The following is a 15,713-nucleotide window of genomic DNA, read 5'->3' as shown; positions in this document are numbered from 1 at the left end:
GACATCCCCGTCGGTGTTTTCGTTGGTATTTGCGCGATCAGCGGCGCACGTAGTGCGCGAAGCGGAACGCGTAGGCATGGCGTTCGTCGGCCGGGTGCGGCTCGCTGCTCACTTCCCGCCAGTCCTGCATGTCGACTTCGGGGAAATGGGTATCAGCGGGGATTTCGGCATCCACCCAGGTCAGGTACAGGTCACTGGCCTGGTCCAGCAGCTGGTGGAAGATCTCGCCGCCGCCGATGATGCACAGCTCGCTGGCGCCCTCGCCTTCGGCAATCGCCTTCGCCTCGTCCAGCGACGCCACCGCGCGCATGCCCTCGAACGGCACCTGGCCGCTGCGGGTCAGCACCAGGTTGGTCCGTCCCGGCAGCACGCGGCCGATCGATTCGGCCGTCTTGCGGCCCATCAGGATCGGCTTGCCCAGGGTGAGCGCCTTGAAGTGCTTGAAATCATCCGGCAGGTGCCAGGGCATGGCATTGCCCTGACCGATGCCACGGTTGCGATCCAGCGCCACGATCATCGACAGCTTCATCGCGCTCATACCGCCACCGGCGCCTTGATGGCCGGGTGCGGATCGTAGCCGTCGATGCGGATGTCGTCGAACTGGAAGCCGAACAGATCGGTCACCTCCGGGTTCAACCACAGCTTGGGCAGCGCGCGCGGTTCACGCGACAGCTGCTCGCGCGCCTGCTCGAAGTGGTTCGAATACAGGTGCGCGTCGCCCAGCGTATGCACGAAATCGCCCACGCCCAGGCCGGTGGCCTGCGCCACCATGTGGGTCAGCAGCGCGTAGCTGGCGATGTTGAACGGCACGCCGAGGAAGATGTCGCCGCTGCGCTGGTGCAGCTGGCAGCTGAGCTTGCCGTCCACCACGTAGAACTGGAACAGGTTGTGGCACGGCATCAGCGCCATCTGCGAAAGCTCGCCCACGTTCCAGGCGCTGACCACCAGCCGCCGCGAATCGGGGTTGCGCTTGATCTCGTCGACCAGCCACTGCATCTGATCGATCTCACGGCCATCGGCGGTGGCCCAGCTGCGCCACTGCTTGCCGTACACCGGGCCGAGATCGCCGTTCTCGTCGGCCCACTCGTCCCAGATCCGCACCTGGTTGTCCTTCAGGTAGCCGATGTTGGTGTCGCCCTTCAGGAACCACAGCAGCTCGTGGATGATCGAGCGCAGGTGCAGCTTCTTGGTGGTGACCAGCGGGAAGCCGTCGGCCAGGTTGAAACGCATCTGCCAGCCGAACACGCTGCGGGTACCGGTGCCGGTGCGGTCGCTCTTCTCGGCGCCGTGCTCGAGCACATGCGAGAGCAGGTCCAGGTAAGCCTTCATGCCTTGCCCCCGGCAGTCACCGGCAGCTGCGGCTGCAGTACCGGCGCACGGCGCGACATCACCAGCAGCACCAGGCCGAAGGCAATCAGCGGCAGGCTGAGGATCTGGCCACGGGTCAGCCAGTCGAAGGCCACGTAGACGCCGTTGTCGGGCATGCGGACGAACTCCACCGCGAAGCGGAACAGTCCGTACATCAGCGCGAACAGACCGCCGACCAGGTAACGGTGGCGCGGCTTGGCCGACACGGCCCACAGCACCACGAACATCACCAGGCCTTCCAGGAAGGCTTCATACAGCTGCGACGGATGGCGCGCGAACTGGTTCAGCGCGCCGGTGGCGAACTGCGCCTGCAGGGTCGCGTGGTCCAGCTGGTTCAGCGGCGCCGGCAGGCCGGACGGGAACACCACGCCCCACGTGCCGTCGGTGTACTTGCCCCACAGCTCGGCACCGATGAAGTTGCCGATGCGGCCGAAGCCCAGGCCCAGCGGCACCAGCGGCGCCATGAAATCCATGGTGTCGAAGAAATGCAGCTTGTGCTTGCGCGACCACCACCAGCAGGCGCCCAGCACGCCCAGCAGGCCGCCGTGGAAACTCATGCCGCCATCCCACACCTTGAACAGCAGCAGCGGGTTGTGCAGGAAATCGCCCAGCGCGTAGAACAGCATGTAGCCGATGCGCCCGCCCAGCACCACGCCGAGCATGGCGTAGAACAGCAGGTCGGAGAAACCATTGGCGTCGACGCCCGGCAGGCGGCCGGCGGCGATGCGCTTGCGTCCCAGCAGCCAGGCGGCGGTGAAGCCCAACAGGTACATGATGCCGTACCAATGCACCTTGATCGGCCCCAGCGAGAGGGCGATGGGGTCGATGTCGTGGAAATAGATCATGGAAGGTGCCTTGCGGTTGAACGCCTATTCTCGGGCCAGTGCCGCCCCGGCTCAACCAAGGAGCTGGGGCGAGTTCGGCAACGCGTCATCGTTCGACCGGGTCGAGGCCGGAAAGTGCCCTTCGATCAGGCTGGAGACCTCGTCGATGGCATCCTGCAGCGCTTCCACCGGATTGGAGCCACGCAGGCCCTCGCGCAGGTGGGTGCAGACCCGCTGCCATTGTGCCGGGCTGACCCGGCCCTGCAGGCCACGGTCGGCGACGATCTCGATGGCGTGGTCGGCCAGCAGCAGGTAGATCAGCACACCGTTGTTGTGGGTGGTATCCCAGGTGCGCAGGCGCGCGAAGGCATGTTCGGCGGCCTGGCGCGGGGTGACCTTGTGCCACAGCGCGGCCAGCGGCAGGTCCGCTTCCACCGCGAACATCACCTGGCCACCGTGGCGCTGCTCACCGGCTGCGATGGCCTCGGTGATCGCCTGCAGCGTGGCCGGCGGGAACGCGCGCCGTACCGACGGCGAAAATACATGACGACACAGTCGTTGGATCATCACCAGCCCCCCGAAGCACCACCACCGCCGGAGCGGCCACCGCCGCCGCCCCAACCGCCGCCGCCGCCGAATCCACCGCCCCCGCCGAAGCCGCCTCCGCCGCCCCAGCTGCCACCGCCCCAGCCACCGCCACCGGCAAAGCGGCCCGGGTGACCGGAGAGCATGGCAACAATCAGGCCCACGACGCCAGCCAGGCCACTGGCGAGTAGTGTGGAGGTGAACAGGAATGCCGCCAGCGCCGCACCGGCACCGCCGAGCAGGCCACGCAGCGGACGCGGCACGCGCGAGAAGATCCCGCGCAGGATGCTGCCGGCGAACACACCGATGAACAGCGTCAGGAACCAAGTATCGCCACCGCCGCTGGGCTCACGCCCGCGATGGCCGCTGACCGGCGCCGGCAGCGCTTCACCGTCGATCAGCTTGACCAGCACCGCCGTGGCGTCGGTGATGCCACCGGCGTAGTCGCCGCTGCGGAAGCGCGGCACCAGGTACTCCTGGATGACCCGGTTGGCGATGGCATCGGGAATCGCTCCCTCCAGACCATAACCGGGTTCAATGCGCACGCGCCGGTCGTCCTTGGCCACCACCAGCAGCACCCCGTCGTCCACGCCCTTGCGGCCGATCTGCCACTGGTCGAAGACCCGCGTGGTGTACTGCGCGATGTCTTCCGGCTGGGTGGTGGGCACCACCAGCACCTGCAGCTGGCTGCCCTTGCGCTGCTGCAGCTCAATCGCCTGCTGCACCAGCGCCTGCTTCTGCGTGGCGTCCAGCGTGCCGGTGGTATCGACCACCGGCGAATCCAGCGCCGGAATCGGAGCGAGCTGCTGTGCATGCGAAGCCAGCGGCAGCCACAGCAGCAGGGCCAGGAGCGCAGTGGCCAGGCGCATGGGTCAGTGGCCCGGCTGCGGTGCCGGCTGCTGCTGCGGCGCGCTGCCGAAATCGACCGCCGGCGCGTTGGAGATCTGCGCTTCGTTTTCCACGGTGAAGTTCGGCTTGGTCTTGTAACCGAAGATCTTGGCGGTGATCACCTGCGGGAACGAGCGGATGTAGGTGTTGTAGTCCTGCACCTGCTGGATGTAGCGGCCGCGGGCGACGGTGATGCGGTTTTCAGTGCCTTCCAGCTGGGCCTGCAGGTCGCGGAAGTTCTGGTCCGACTTCAGCACCGGGTAGTTCTCGGTGACCACCAGCAGCCGCGACAGTGCGCTGCCGAGTTCACCCTGGGCCTGCTGGAACTGCTTGAGCGAGGCTTCGTCGTCGGCGTTGACGTTGATCTGGCCAACACGCGAGCGGGCGTTGGTGACTTCGGTCAGCACGCGCTCTTCCTGGCTGGCGAAGCCCTTCACGGTCTGCACCAGGTTGGGCACCAGATCGGCGCGGCGCTTGTACTGGTTGAGCACTTCGGACCAGCTGGCCTTGACCGCTTCATCCTTCTGCTGGATGGCGTTGTAGCCGCAGCCGGACAGCAGGGAGGCCAGCAGCATCAGGGGCAGGACACGGGTGAACAGGCGCATGGCGGAGGTTCCGGGTGGACTGGGCACCGAGCATGCCACGGTTCGGGTGAAAGACCGGCCATCGGGCGCCGCCCCCCCTCCGCGGTGGTTGGCGAGGAAGCGTTATCGGGGTCGGTCGGGAGGGGGGGTTGGCTCGGGGGCGCGGCAAGTACGGCCATGTAAGCTTGATCGCCGCATCCATGCGGCTCACGCCCCCAGCCAACCCACCCTCCCGGCCACGGACAATTTCCTGCGCACCGCGGGAAGATCAAAAGAAAAATCAAAAGCAAAACGCGGTTCTTCAGGCATTCGTGTCGACCAAGGTCGACACCTACCGGAGCGGAACGCCGTTCCGGCAGACCGCGGGAAATTGTCGAAGGCGGGGTGGGTCCGGTGGCGGGGGTGTCCGCGGCATGGATGCCGCGGCCAAGCCCCCAGGGACGGGTTTACGGCGTCCCCCGCCACCGGACCCACCCCGCCAACCCACGGAATGCAGGCTTTTGCCGTTGACGTTGACGTTGATTGCAGCGGGTGCAGGGCTGCAAGCCCTGCCGGAATCCAACACCCCTCAGCAGGCCTCAGCCACCGCAGTGCGGGGACGCCCCAGCCACGCCAGCAGCAGGCCCGATGCCGCCAGCAGGCCACCGGCCACCGGAATCGCCGCGTAACCCAAACCCGAGCTGATCACCGCGCCCCCCAGCGCGGCACCCACCGCATTGCCGAGGTTGAACGCACCCACGTTGATCGACGACGCCAGGCCCGGCGCCTCGCTCGCCGCCTGCATCACCCGGATCTGCAGCGGCGGCACGATGGCGAAGGTCGCCGCGCCGAACAGCAGCACGCCCAGCGCCGCAGTGGCGTGGTGCATGAAGGCCAGCGGCAGCACGAACATCAGCACGGCCAGGACCGCCAGCAGGATGCGGGTCGCGCCATCAAGCGACCAGTCGGCCATGCGCCCACCGATGCCATTGCCAAACGTGAAGCCGATACCGATCAGGGCCAGCGACATCGCGATGAAGGTGTTGGAGGCGCCGGTCAGTTCGGTCAGCACCGGCGCCACGTAGGTGTACAGAGTGAACATCGCACCCGCGCCGAGCACCGTGGTGCCCATCGCCAGCAGTACCTGCGGCTGCAGGATGGCCTTCAGTTCGCGGCGCACGTCCGGGCGCGGCCCCGGTGCAGATGCCGGCAGCGCGAAGCCGAGCGCGGTGATCGCAATCAGGCCCAACACTGCAGTACCGGCGAAGGACAGGCGCCAGCCCAGTTGCTGGCCCACCCAGGTCGCCAGCGGCACGCCGCCGATATTGGCGATGGTCAGGCCCATGAACATGGTGGCCACGGCGGCGGCCTGCTTGTCCTTCGGCACCAGGCTGGCGGCAACCACCGCACCGATGCCGAAGAAGGCACCGTGGTTGAGGCTGGTGACCAGGCGCGACAGCAACAGCAGGCCGTAGTTCGGGGCCAGTGCCGAGAGCAGGTTGCCGACCACGAAGATCGACATCAGCAGCATCAGCGCGGTGCGCTTGCCGAAGCGGCCCATCAGCAGGGTCATCACCGGTGCGCCCAGCATCACGCCCACGGCGTAAGCGGTGATCAGCATGCCGGCAGTGGGAATGCCCACGCCCACGCCGTCGGCGATGACCGGCAACAGGCCCATCGGCGCAAACTCGGTGGTTCCGATGGCGAAGGCGCCGACGGCAAGCGCCAGCAAGGCCGCTCTGGAATTCATGGGGGGGTCCTGGGGGAGGGATTCGGGAGTGCGTAGCCTGCGCGCTTTGCTGTGGCGGATTAAGCCTCGCCCCGGGAAAACACTGTTGATTCTGGTTCACAAGTGAGGCACGGAAACCCGCTGCAAGTGCAAAAACCGCAGCGCCGTAGCAGAGCCGTGCCCCCCACAAACGCAGAACCCCCGGCCGGGCCGGGGGTTCTGAGGGACTTACATGCCAGAGGCGCTTACCAGTTACCAGCGCCCGGCACGTTGTGCTCGCGCGCGCGACGGCGCATCAGCAGGTTCAGCCATTCCACCAGCACCGAGAAGCCCATCGCGGCGTAGATGTAGGGCTTGGGCACGTGCACGTCCAGGCCGTCCAGGATCAGCACCGCACCGATCATCAGGATGAAGGCCAGCGCCAGCATCTTCACGGTCGGGTTGGCGTCGATGAAGCGGCCCAGCGGGTTGGCGGCCAGCAGCATCACCAACACCGACAGCAGGATGGCGGCGACCATGACCGGGATGTGGTCGGCGATGCCAACCGCGGTGATCACCGAGTCCAGCGAGAACACGATGTCGATCACCGCGATCTGCGCGATCACGTAGCCGAACACGGCCGAGGCCTTGGTGGTGCTCGGATCTTCATCCTCGCCGCCGCTGATCAGTTCCTTGATCTCCATGCAGCCCTTGATGATCAGGAACAGGCCACCGACGATCAGCACCAGGTCACGGATGGAGATGCCCATGCCGGCCACCGTGAACAGGTTGGCCGCCATGTGCGCCAGATACGCAAGCGACACCAGCAGACCGATACGGGTGATGCAGGCCACGGCGATACCGAGCTTGCGTGCGAACGGGCGACGTTCTTCCGGCAGCTTGCTGACCGCGATGGAAATGAATACCAGGTTGTCGATGCCGAGCACGATTTCCAGCGCGCTGAGCGTGAACAGGGTTACCCAGGCATTGGGGTCGGCGAGGAACTCAAAGGACATGGAATCTCTTCAAGGCAGTGGGGGAATGGGGTTTCAGCCGTAGCTGCCGGCCAGCGCGTGCGGAACCACGACCAGGGCCCAGCACAACAGCACGTTCATCATCAGCACGAACACCGCCGCCGAGCCCATGTCCTTGGCGCGGCCAGCCAACTCGTGGATTTCGCTGCCGTAACGTTCGATCACCGCCTCGATCGCCGAGTTGGCCAGTTCCATCGCCAGCACCAGCAGCATCGAACCGATCATCAGCGCACGCTCGACCGGCGTCTGCCCCAGCCAGACCGCGACCGGGGCCAGCAGGATCAGCAGGTAGACCTCCAGCCGGAACGACGATTCGTGCAGCCAGGCGGCGCGCAGGCCCTGCCAGGACCAGCGGGCGGCCTGGAAGATGCGGCGCGGGCCGCGGGGCAGATGGCCGAACTGATCAGCCACGGGTGGAACATCCAGCAACAGGGGCGCGGCGCAGCGACCGCTCAGACGCACGGCAGGGAATCATGGGTGCACAGGAATAGGCAGATGGCCGCCATTTTGCCACAAGGCCACCAGCCGCATCCCGGCACCGGCCCGGTGAATGGACCGCCAGGGGCAAGCCCCGGCCCGCCCCAGCTTCTATGATGGCGTTCCCTTCCCTGCTGGAGCGCCTGATGTCCCGTCGCCGTACCTGCCTGCTGATGCTGGGCCTGCTGACCGCCGCACCGCTGGCCCAGGCCCTGGGCCCGACCACGTCGCCCCGGGTACCCGAACAGGTCTCCAACGTGGCCTGGGCCGGCGACATGGCCCGGTTCGCCAGCGCCGACCAGGCCAACCCGCCGCCCCGCGGTGGCATCGAATTCATCGGCAGCTCCTCCATCCGCTTCTGGGAGAGCCTGGCCACCGACTTCCCCGGCCAGCCTGTATTCAACCGCGGTTTCGGCGGCTCGGAAGTGCGCGACAGCACCTGGTATGCCGGCCAGATCGTGGTGCCGTATGCGCCGTGCAAGGTGTTCTTCTACGCCGGTGACAACGACCTCAACAGCGGCCGCACCGCGACCCAGGTGCGCGACGACGTGGTCGCCTTCGTGCAGCGCGTGCATCGCGACCTGCCGAAGACCAAGGTCGAGTACCTGTCGATCAAGCCGAGCCCGTCGCGTGCGCACCTGCTGCCGGCGATCAACGAGGCCAACACGCTGATCAAGGCTGCGCTGGCCAAGCTGCCCAACACCGGCTTCACCGACATCTACACGCCGATGCTGCGCGCGGATGGCCAGCCGGATGCAACGCTGTTCCGCGAGGACATGCTGCACATGACCCCGGCCGGCTATGACATCTGGACCAAGGCGCTGGCGCCGAAGGTCAACTGCAACTGAGCAACCCCATCCACGCATGGCGTGGATGTACTGCGGATCGCGGGAAACTGTCGAAGGCGGGGCGGAGTGGGTTTGCAGGACCGTTGGCGCCATGGATGGCGCCATCGAGCCCCCATGGACGGGTTTACGGCGTGTCCTGCAAACCCACACCGCCCCGCCATTCCACGGAATGCCCGCTTTTGATGTTGATGTTGCCTCGGCGGGTGCCGGGCGCAGCCCGGCAAAATCCCTCTACCGGAAGATCACCGTTGCCTCGGTGCCCTGACCCGGCTCGCTGGCCAGGCTGACCTTCCAGCCGAAGCGATCACACAGCCTGCGTACGATCGACAGGCCCAGGCCGGTACCCTGCGGCCGGCTGGGTTCGGCGCGATAGAACGGTTCGAACGCCCGTGACAGCGCTTCGGGGGACATGCCGATGCCGGTATCGTGCACCACCACCCGATCGTTGTGCACATGCACGTCGATGCGCCCCTCGTCGGTGTAGCTGCATGCATTGCGCACCAAGTTGCTGACCACCACCTGCAGCACCCGCGGCGGCGCATGCAGCTGCACCGGGCCATCGCTGTGCAGGTGCACCGACACCGGGCGAGCCCCCAGCAGTTCGTTGGCGTTGTCCACTTCATAGCGGACGATGTCGTTGACGTCGAACAGCTCGATCTGCGGTTCGACGTCTGCCTCGCGGGCCAGGATCAGGAACGCATCGATCACCGCTTCCATGTCGCGGCCGGCCCGCTGGATGCGCTGCAGGCTGCGGCGCAGGCGCGGCTGCAGGCTTTCATCACCCAGTGCCATGTCGCTGGCAACGCGGATGACGGTCAGCGGCGTGCGCAGTTCATGGCTGGCATCGCGGGTGAAGTTGCGCTCGCGTGCCACGTGCGCGCTGACCCGGTTGGCCAGCGAGTGCAACGCGGCCGCCAGCTGCCGGGTCTCGCCCTGCATGTCCGCCGGCAGCTTGTTGGGCTCCAGGTCGGCCGCTTCCGGATGCCCCGGGTCCCAGCGCGAGACGCGCCGAGCCAGCCAGTTCACCGGCGACACCAGGCGCTTGGACGCGCGGTAGGTCACCCAGCTGGCGCCATACACCGCCAACAGGGTCAGCAGCACCGGCACGATGCCGAACCAGAACGCCAGCATCTCGGCGCGCGAGCGCAGGAACACCAGGTACAGGCGGCCAGCCGGGCGCACATCAACCAGCACCAGCTGGTCGTCCTTGGGCAGTTCGTGGAAGCCGGGCTCCAGATTGCGCAGGTTGGCCGGCAACGACAGTGCCGACTGCCCGCTTTCCAGCAGGTAGCCGCGGATGTTCTGGGTATTGGGCGGTGGCTGCACCGGGGACGCTTCGTGCAGCGTCCAGTAGTACGCCGCCTCCTCGCGCAGGGCAGCGCCCACCAGGCTGTGCTTGATCACCAGCGAGACCAGCCACGCACCCAGCAGGATGCCCAGGCTGGCCAGCACTGCCTGCAGGATGAAGGCGATACGGATCTTGCGCGGCAGGCCGTGCGGCATTGCGGAGTCCCGGTCAGAGCGCTGCGATTATAGGCAGCGCGCCACGCCGTGCGGGTGCATGGGCGATGACCGGCGGCAGTGCCGACCGGTCATGCCCTGCCCTCGTACGTGGCCACAACCCGGCCGGGCCTGCTGCTGCACCGGCGAGTATCCTGCTCAGGCCATCGGCTGGGCGATGTCGGCAATGCGGTAGCCGGCACTCTGCACGGTGTGCAGCAGCGGACGGTCGAACGGCTTGTCGATGATCTTGCGCAGGTTGTACAGGTGGCTGCGCAGGGTGTCCGAATCCGGCAGGCCATTGCCCCAGATCTCGCGCTCGATCTCCTGGCGGGTGACCACGCGCGGCGATTCGCGCATCAGGATGGTCAGCAGGCGCAGGCCGATCGGCGAAAGCTGCAGCTCGGTGCCGGCACGGGTCGCACGCATGCTGACCGGATCGAGCACCAGGTCGGCCACCTTCAGCACTTCCGAACCGACCTGGCGACGTTCGCGACGGATCAGCGCGCGCAGGCGGGCTTCCAGCTCCTGGATCGCGAACGGCTTGGTCAGGTAGTCATCGGCACCGAAACCCAGGCCGGTGAGCTTGTCGTCCAGCGTGTCGCGTGCAGTGAGCATCAGCACCGGGGTGGACTTGCGCGCATCGTTGCGCAGGCGACGGCACACTTCGATGCCATCCAGGCGCGGCAACATCAAGTCGAGCACCACGACGTCATAGCTGTTCTCCGCCGCAAGGCGGTAGCCATCCAGGCCGTCCTGTGCATAGTCGACTTCGAAGCCGCGACCTTCCAGGTATTCCCCGATCATCTCGGAGATGTTGCGGTTGTCTTCGACCACCAGCACCAAGCCGGAGGTCTCCTTCGTCTGACGCATGTGATTCCCTCTAACTTCAGCTTTGTGAAACATGCCGGATCGACGGTGGACGCGATGTGAAGTTCCGTCAAGAGGTACACAAACGGTTCAGAGCAGCGGCCTCAGCAGCGGCCAGACGTTGTCGAGCACCTTTGGCTGCGCCTGTGCGGTCGGGTGCAGGCCGTCGGCCTGCATCATGCCCGGCTGCAGGGCGACGCCCTCCAGCAGGAAGGGCAGCAGCGGCACCTTGTACTGCGTGGCCAGCGCGTTGTAGGCCGCCGCCAGGCGCTGGCGATAGGCCGGCCCGTAGTTGGGCGGCACGTCAATGCCCAGCAGCAGCACCTTCGCGCCGGCCTTCTGGCTGGCCTGCACCATCTTTCCCAGGTTGCCCTGCACCTGCGCCGGGGTCAGCCCGCGCAATGCGTCGTTGCCGCCAAGGGCGATCACTACCACGGTCGGCTTTTCCTTCGCCAGCAGGCCAGGCAGGCGGGTCAGCGCGCCGGCGGTGGTCTCGCCGCTCATGCTGGCGTTGACGATGCGCGCCGGGGTTTTCGACTGCTGCCTGACCCGCTGCTGCAGCAGGCTGACCCAGCCGGCGTCGGCAGGGATATTGTGGGCAGCACTGAGGCTGTCGCCGAGCACCAGCACGGTGCCGGCCGGACCTTTGGCACAGGCCAGCCCCGGCAGCAGCAGGAACCCTAGCAGCAGCACCATCATCGCGCCGGCTCGCCGGCTCCATCCCGTCTTGCGCATTGGAGTCTCCTCATCGACAGCCTGTCCCCCCGCAGCGCGCCCGTCGCCATCGCCGTCGACCAGGTCGGCAAGTCCGTGCAGGGCCCGGAGGGTGAAGTCCACATACTGGACAACATCACCCTGACGGTCCATGAAGGCACCAGCGTGGCCATCGTCGGCGCCTCCGGTTCCGGCAAGACCACCCTGCTTGGCCTGCTGGCCGGGCTGGACCTGCCCAGTCGCGGCCGCATCGCGCTGGCTGGCCAGGACCTGTCGGCGCTGGACGAGGAGGCCCGCGCCCAGCTGCGCGCGCGTGAGGTCGGCTTCGTGTTCCAGAGTTTCCACCTGCTGCCGGCGCTGACCGCCGCCGAGAATGTCGCGCTGCCGCTGGAACTGGCCGGGCGCGAAGACCGGGCGCGGGTCGATGAAGTGCTGGCCCAGGTCGGGCTGGCCCATCGCGCCCGCCACTATCCGCGCCAGTTGTCGGGCGGCGAGCAGCAACGCGTGGCATTGGCACGTGCGTTCGTCACCCGCCCGCGCATCCTGTTCGCCGACGAACCGACCGGCTCGCTGGACCACGCCACCGGCCAGCACATCAGCGACCTGCTGTTCGAACTCAACGCCGGCAGCGGCACCACCCTGGTGCTGGTCACCCACGACCTGCGCCTGGCCCAGCGTTGCCAGTACATCCACCGCATCGACGACGGCCGCCTGCTGCCGGTCGAGCGTGGGGCGCAGGCATGAACCTGCTGCGGCATGCGTGGCGCGCGCTGCGCCGCGAGGCGCTGGCCGGTGACCTGCTGACCGTGTTCGCCGCGCTGGTGCTGGGCGTGGCGGTGATGACCGCGGTCGGCACGCTGGTGAACCGGGTCAACCTGGCACTGACCGGCAGCGCGGCGGAAATGCTCGGCGGCGACCTCGGCATCGCCGGGCGCGATGACCCGCCGCAGGCATTCGCCGACGAGGCGCAGCGGCGTGGACTGGCCTTCACCCGCATCGCCAGCTTCGGCAGCGTGCTGTTCAACGGTGATGCCAGCCAGATGGCCAGCATCAAGGCGGTGCAGGCGGGCTATCCGCTGCGTGGCACGCTGAGGGTGCGCAGCACGCCCGGTGGCGCGCTGATCGCCAACGCCGGCATGCCCCCCAAGGGCCAGGCCTATGCCGACCCGCGCCTGCTGCAGGGGCTGGGACTGAAGGCCGGCGATGATCTCGAATTCGGCGCCGGCACGCTGCGCATCGCCGGCATCATCGAGGCCGAGCCGGATGCCGGCGGCGACCTACTGACGCTCTCCCCCACCCTGCTGGTCAACCGCGCCGATGTGGAGGGCACCGGCCTGCTTGGCCCCGGCAGCCGCATCAACTACCGGCTCATGTTCGCCGGCTCCGCCGACCAGGTTGCCGCGTTGCGCCAGTGGCTGCTGCCACAGGTAAAAGGCCTTCGCCTGCTGAGCGTGGACGACACCCAGCGCGGCGTGCGCCAGGCCTTTGATCTTGCCGGGCGCTTCCTCGGCCTGAGCGCGCTGCTGGCGGTATTGCTGGCCGGCGTGGCGACCGCGCTGGCGGCCAACCGTTTTGCCCTGCGCCGCATCGACCAGGTGGCGATCCTGCGCTGCCTGGGCGCGCGCCAGCGCGACATCCTGCTTGGCCTGGCGCTGCAGCTGCTGATGCTGGCGGTGCCGGCCTGCGCACTCGGCATCGGCCTGGGCATGGCCGCGCAGGAAGGCCTGGTGCAGGTGCTGGGCAGCCTGGTGCCGCAGCGCTTGCCGCTACCCGAGGCAATGCCGGCGCTGACCGGCGCCGGCATCGGCCTGTTGCTGCTGTTCGGCTTCGGCCTGCCGCCGCTGCTGCGCCTGCGCGGGGTGCCGCCGATGCGCGTGCTCAACCGCTCCTTCGCCGCCCTGCCCCCGGCCTCGCTGCTGGCCTACGTAGCAGCGCTGGCGGCCAGCCTGCTGCTGGCGGTGCAGGTGACCGGTGATCTCAAGCTGGCGCTATGGGTGCTGGGCGGCCTGGCCGCGTTGGCGGTGGCGGCCGGCATGGTCGGTTTCGTGCTGCTGCAGCTGCTGCGCGGCCTGCAGCACCGTCTGCACGGCCACTGGCGGCTGGGCCTGGCGGCGCTGACGCGGCGCCGGATGCTGGCGGTGATGCAGCTGGTCGGGCTGTCGCTGTCGCTGTGCGCGCTGTTGCTGCTGGCGGTGACCGGCCCCGGCCTGCTGCAGCAGTGGCGCGAGCGACTGCCTGCGGACACGCCGAACTACTTCCTGATCAACATCCAGCCCGAACAGCGCGACAGCGTGCTGGCCGCGCTGCGTGGACTGGGTGCCAACGACGCCAGCATCGAACCGATGGCCACCGGCCGCCTGATCGCGATCAACGGCAAGCCGCCGCTGCGCGTGGATCGCTCGCCGGACCAGAGCGGACAGCCGGCGTCAGGCGAAGCCCAGCGCGATGACGACGACGAGAACCGGCCGTTGAACTTCAGCTGGCGCAGCAGCTTCCCGCCGGCCAATACGCTGATGAACGGCACCTTCTGGACGCCCGACAGCACGGCGTCGGAGGCGTCGGTTGAGATCGGCTGGGCCAAGCGCTACGGCGTGTATCCCGGCGACCGCATCACCATTGCAGTAGGCGAGCAGCAACGCGAATTCACCGTGACCAGCGTACGCAAGGCCGACTGGAACACCTTCCGGCCGAACTTCTTCGTGCTGCTGAACCCGAACGCGGTGGGCGATACACCGCACAACCTGCTGTCGGCATTCCACCTGCCGGCCGGCAAGGCAGCCGGACTGGGCGAGCTGATACGCGCGCAGCCCAACCTGTCGCTGCTGGACGTGGACGCGGTGATCTCGCAGGTGCGCGATGTGATGGAACGGGTGGCACAGGCGGTGCAGCTGGTGATGGTGTTCAGCCTGCTGGCCGGCGTGCTGGTGCTGCTGGCCGCGCTGCAGGCCACGGCGGGCGAGCGTCGCTACGACAGCGCGGTGCTGCGCACGCTGGGCGCGACCCGGCGCCAGCTGCGCGGTGCGGTGCTGGTGGAGTTCGGCGCGCTGGGCACGCTGGCCGCGTTGCTGGCGGTAGGCGCCGCGGCTGCGATCGGCGTGGCGGTCTCGCAGAAGGTGTTCGAGCTGCCGTTGCTGCCGCCGTGGCCGGGCCTGCTGGTCGGCGGCGTGGTCGGCATCGGGCTGAGCCTGCTGGCGGGCTGGTGGGGTACGCGGGCGATCCTGCATACGCCGCCGGCATTGGCGCTGCGCGAGGCCTGAAGCAGCGCCGGACCGGGGCGCGTGCCGAGCAAGCTCGGCACCTACCAAGTGCACATGACGGCGTTGCCAGTGTTCAAGGAACAAGCACATCCACGCATGGCGTGGATCTACTGGGCCTTTTCCACGTACTTGGCGAACACTTCGTCGATCTGCGTGTCCTTCACCTTCTTGCCGGACTGGATCTCTTCGGCCTGGGTGAACAGCGGGATGATCATCGCCATGCCGTCGATCCTGGTCTTCAGGTGCACGCCCGGGGCCTGGGTCAGGAAACCGTCCCAGCGCTGGCGAACCTTGGCCCAGTAGCCGGCGGTGGCCTTCCAGTAGTTGCGCGCCGGGGTGAAGTCGACCTCGGTGGTCTTCACGTAGTCGTTGAAGCCGAACTCGCGTGCGATCTCCACCTGGCTGCCATCGGCGTTGCGCTGCACCTTGGTGTTGAACTGCTCGTGGGTCCAGCCATTGGGCGTGAGCGTGTGGCGGTTGACCACGGCCAGCGCGTTGTAGTCGCTGCGCTTGGTGTACTCACGGCGCGGCAGCGGGCGCCAGCTCAGATCGCTGGTCCAGCTCGGCACGTTGTTGGTGTAGGTCCAGGTGCCGGTGCCGCAGTAGCGCGGTGCGTCGCTCACTTCGTACACGCACTGGGTCCAGGCGCCCTGGTTCACCGCCGACGGAATATTGCGCACCTTCCAGGTCTGGTCGGCGCTGAATTCGAAACGGTTCGGTGCTTCGTACACCCAGTCCTGGCGCCAGTGCTTGGTGATGTGGCCGCTCTTTTCATCCAGCAGCAGGTGCTGCAGCACGATGCGCTTCGGCGTGTCCTCGACCACGATGACCACTTCGCTGCCGCCGCTGCGCATCGCCGGTGCACGCTCGTAGCCCGGCTTCAGCAGCACGGTCTCGTCGAAGGCGAAGTCCACGGTGTACTCACCCTGCATGGCGAGGATGCTGTCGTGGTCGCGGGCGATATCGGAGGGCTGCGCGCTGGCCACGCCGCTGGCGGCGAGCAGCAGCATGGCGCTGGCTGTCTGGAGCTTCATCGGGGTCTTCCTTCGGGGTTGCAGATTCATTGAGGGGCCATCC

16 protein-coding genes are annotated in these 15,713 nt (G+C 67.6%); 3 read left to right on the top strand and 13 right to left on the bottom strand.

Features of this window, described 5'->3' with window-relative positions; translation table 11 throughout:
- Window positions 1-37: 37 nt before the first annotated feature.
- The 9 genes from AC5P6X_RS17285 to AC5P6X_RS17245 form a co-directional block, all read right to left on the bottom strand.
- Window positions 38-529, bottom strand: a complete 492-nt coding sequence (locus AC5P6X_RS17285; RefSeq protein ID WP_024958640.1) for a dihydrofolate reductase — start codon at window positions 527-529, stop codon at window positions 38-40.
- Window positions 530-534: 5 nt separating this feature from the next.
- Window positions 535-1,329: a thymidylate synthase gene (locus tag AC5P6X_RS17280; RefSeq protein WP_495215541.1), complete on the bottom strand. Its 795-nt coding sequence runs from the start codon at window positions 1,327-1,329 to the stop codon at window positions 535-537.
- On the bottom strand, window positions 1,326-2,213 hold the full coding sequence (gene lgt, locus AC5P6X_RS17275) for a prolipoprotein diacylglyceryl transferase (protein ID WP_012479192.1): 888 nt from the start codon (window positions 2,211-2,213) through the stop codon (window positions 1,326-1,328). Before lgt ends, AC5P6X_RS17280 begins: the two co-directional genes overlap by 4 nt.
- Before the next feature lie 51 nt (window positions 2,214-2,264).
- A complete protein-coding gene (locus AC5P6X_RS17270) occupies window positions 2,265-2,759 on the bottom strand; it encodes a TPM domain-containing protein (RefSeq protein ID WP_033834745.1) in 495 nt (164 codons plus the stop codon).
- Window positions 2,759-3,646, bottom strand: coding sequence for a TPM domain-containing protein (locus AC5P6X_RS17265; RefSeq protein WP_149500727.1), 888 nt, complete (start codon window positions 3,644-3,646; stop codon window positions 2,759-2,761). Before AC5P6X_RS17265 ends, AC5P6X_RS17270 begins: the two co-directional genes overlap by 1 nt.
- 3 nt (window positions 3,647-3,649) lie before the next feature.
- Complete coding sequence (locus tag AC5P6X_RS17260) at window positions 3,650-4,270, bottom strand: LemA family protein (protein ID WP_012479189.1); 621 nt, start codon at window positions 4,268-4,270, stop codon at window positions 3,650-3,652.
- Between the two features lie 547 nt (window positions 4,271-4,817).
- Window positions 4,818-5,978, bottom strand: coding sequence for an MFS transporter (locus tag AC5P6X_RS17255; RefSeq protein ID WP_012479186.1), 1,161 nt, complete (start codon window positions 5,976-5,978; stop codon window positions 4,818-4,820).
- A gap of 224 nt (window positions 5,979-6,202) precedes the next feature.
- Window positions 6,203-6,952, bottom strand: a complete 750-nt coding sequence (locus AC5P6X_RS17250) for a TerC family protein (RefSeq protein ID WP_005408127.1) — start codon at window positions 6,950-6,952, stop codon at window positions 6,203-6,205.
- Between the two features lie 33 nt (window positions 6,953-6,985).
- Window positions 6,986-7,381, bottom strand: coding sequence for a diacylglycerol kinase (locus tag AC5P6X_RS17245; protein ID WP_005408126.1), 396 nt, complete (start codon window positions 7,379-7,381; stop codon window positions 6,986-6,988).
- 212 nt (window positions 7,382-7,593) lie between these two features.
- Between AC5P6X_RS17245 and AC5P6X_RS17240 the strand changes: the two genes are divergently transcribed.
- Entirely contained in the window at window positions 7,594-8,295 is a 702-nt protein-coding gene (locus AC5P6X_RS17240; RefSeq protein ID WP_049450179.1) for an SGNH/GDSL hydrolase family protein, read from the top strand.
- 231 nt (window positions 8,296-8,526) lie between these two features.
- Here the strand turns inward: AC5P6X_RS17240 and AC5P6X_RS17235 are convergent, their stop codons facing one another.
- The 3 genes from AC5P6X_RS17235 to AC5P6X_RS17225 all read right to left on the bottom strand — a co-directional run bounded on the left by AC5P6X_RS17235 (window position 8,527) and on the right by AC5P6X_RS17225 (window position 11,400).
- On the bottom strand, window positions 8,527-9,798 hold the full coding sequence (locus tag AC5P6X_RS17235) for a sensor histidine kinase (RefSeq protein WP_005412286.1): 1,272 nt from the start codon (window positions 9,796-9,798) through the stop codon (window positions 8,527-8,529).
- A gap of 156 nt (window positions 9,799-9,954) precedes the next feature.
- The gene (locus AC5P6X_RS17230; protein WP_002811889.1) at window positions 9,955-10,668 is read right to left on the bottom strand and encodes a response regulator transcription factor; all 714 of its coding nucleotides are present in this window, start codon (window positions 10,666-10,668) and stop codon (window positions 9,955-9,957) included.
- Window positions 10,669-10,755: 87 nt separating this feature from the next.
- Window positions 10,756-11,400: an arylesterase gene (locus AC5P6X_RS17225; RefSeq protein WP_049451433.1), complete on the bottom strand. Its 645-nt coding sequence runs from the start codon at window positions 11,398-11,400 to the stop codon at window positions 10,756-10,758.
- Between the two features lie 75 nt (window positions 11,401-11,475).
- Here AC5P6X_RS17225 and AC5P6X_RS17220 point away from each other — a divergent pair, with 75 nt between their 5' ends.
- On the top strand, window positions 11,476-12,123 hold the full coding sequence (locus AC5P6X_RS17220; RefSeq protein ID WP_005408121.1) for an ABC transporter ATP-binding protein: 648 nt from the start codon (window positions 11,476-11,478) through the stop codon (window positions 12,121-12,123).
- The gene (locus tag AC5P6X_RS17215) at window positions 12,120-14,636 is read left to right on the top strand and encodes an ABC transporter permease (protein ID WP_262091255.1); all 2,517 of its coding nucleotides are present in this window, start codon (window positions 12,120-12,122) and stop codon (window positions 14,634-14,636) included. The genes AC5P6X_RS17220 and AC5P6X_RS17215 overlap by 4 nt, the downstream gene beginning before the upstream one ends.
- A gap of 107 nt (window positions 14,637-14,743) precedes the next feature.
- Here the strand turns inward: AC5P6X_RS17215 and AC5P6X_RS17210 are convergent, their stop codons facing one another.
- On the bottom strand, window positions 14,744-15,670 hold the full coding sequence (locus AC5P6X_RS17210) for a DUF6607 family protein (RefSeq protein WP_049451431.1): 927 nt from the start codon (window positions 15,668-15,670) through the stop codon (window positions 14,744-14,746).
- Window positions 15,671-15,713: the final 43 nt, after the last annotated feature.

The sequence above is a fragment of the Stenotrophomonas sp. YJH_SMC_40 genome (assembly GCF_059368615.1).
The sequence above is the reverse complement of the archived record's forward strand: the minus strand, read 5'-3'. Positions and strand labels throughout refer to the sequence as shown.

Excerpts from the sequence above, each read along its gene's own strand:
- AC5P6X_RS17285 (WP_024958640.1), bottom strand. The coding sequence starts at position 529 with ATGAAGCTGTCGATGATCGTGGCGCTGGATCGCAACCGTGGCATCGGT.
- AC5P6X_RS17280 (WP_495215541.1), bottom strand. The coding sequence starts at position 1,329 with ATGAAGGCTTACCTGGACCTGCTCTCGCATGTGCTCGAGCACGGCGCC.
- lgt (WP_012479192.1), bottom strand. The coding sequence starts at position 2,213 with ATGATCTATTTCCACGACATCGACCCCATCGCCCTCTCGCTGGGGCCG.
- AC5P6X_RS17270 (WP_033834745.1), bottom strand. The coding sequence starts at position 2,759 with ATGATCCAACGACTGTGTCGTCATGTATTTTCGCCGTCGGTACGGCGC.
- AC5P6X_RS17265 (WP_149500727.1), bottom strand. The coding sequence starts at position 3,646 with ATGCGCCTGGCCACTGCGCTCCTGGCCCTGCTGCTGTGGCTGCCGCTG.
- AC5P6X_RS17260 (WP_012479189.1), bottom strand. The coding sequence starts at position 4,270 with ATGCGCCTGTTCACCCGTGTCCTGCCCCTGATGCTGCTGGCCTCCCTG.
- AC5P6X_RS17255 (WP_012479186.1), bottom strand. The coding sequence starts at position 5,978 with ATGAATTCCAGAGCGGCCTTGCTGGCGCTTGCCGTCGGCGCCTTCGCC.
- AC5P6X_RS17250 (WP_005408127.1), bottom strand. The coding sequence starts at position 6,952 with ATGTCCTTTGAGTTCCTCGCCGACCCCAATGCCTGGGTAACCCTGTTC.
- AC5P6X_RS17240 (WP_049450179.1), top strand. The coding sequence starts at position 7,594 with ATGTCCCGTCGCCGTACCTGCCTGCTGATGCTGGGCCTGCTGACCGCC.
- AC5P6X_RS17235 (WP_005412286.1), bottom strand. The coding sequence starts at position 9,798 with ATGCCGCACGGCCTGCCGCGCAAGATCCGTATCGCCTTCATCCTGCAG.
- AC5P6X_RS17230 (WP_002811889.1), bottom strand. The coding sequence starts at position 10,668 with ATGCGTCAGACGAAGGAGACCTCCGGCTTGGTGCTGGTGGTCGAAGAC.
- AC5P6X_RS17225 (WP_049451433.1), bottom strand. The coding sequence starts at position 11,400 with ATGCGCAAGACGGGATGGAGCCGGCGAGCCGGCGCGATGATGGTGCTG.
- AC5P6X_RS17215 (WP_262091255.1), top strand. The coding sequence starts at position 12,120 with ATGAACCTGCTGCGGCATGCGTGGCGCGCGCTGCGCCGCGAGGCGCTG.
- AC5P6X_RS17210 (WP_049451431.1), bottom strand. The coding sequence starts at position 15,670 with ATGAAGCTCCAGACAGCCAGCGCCATGCTGCTGCTCGCCGCCAGCGGC.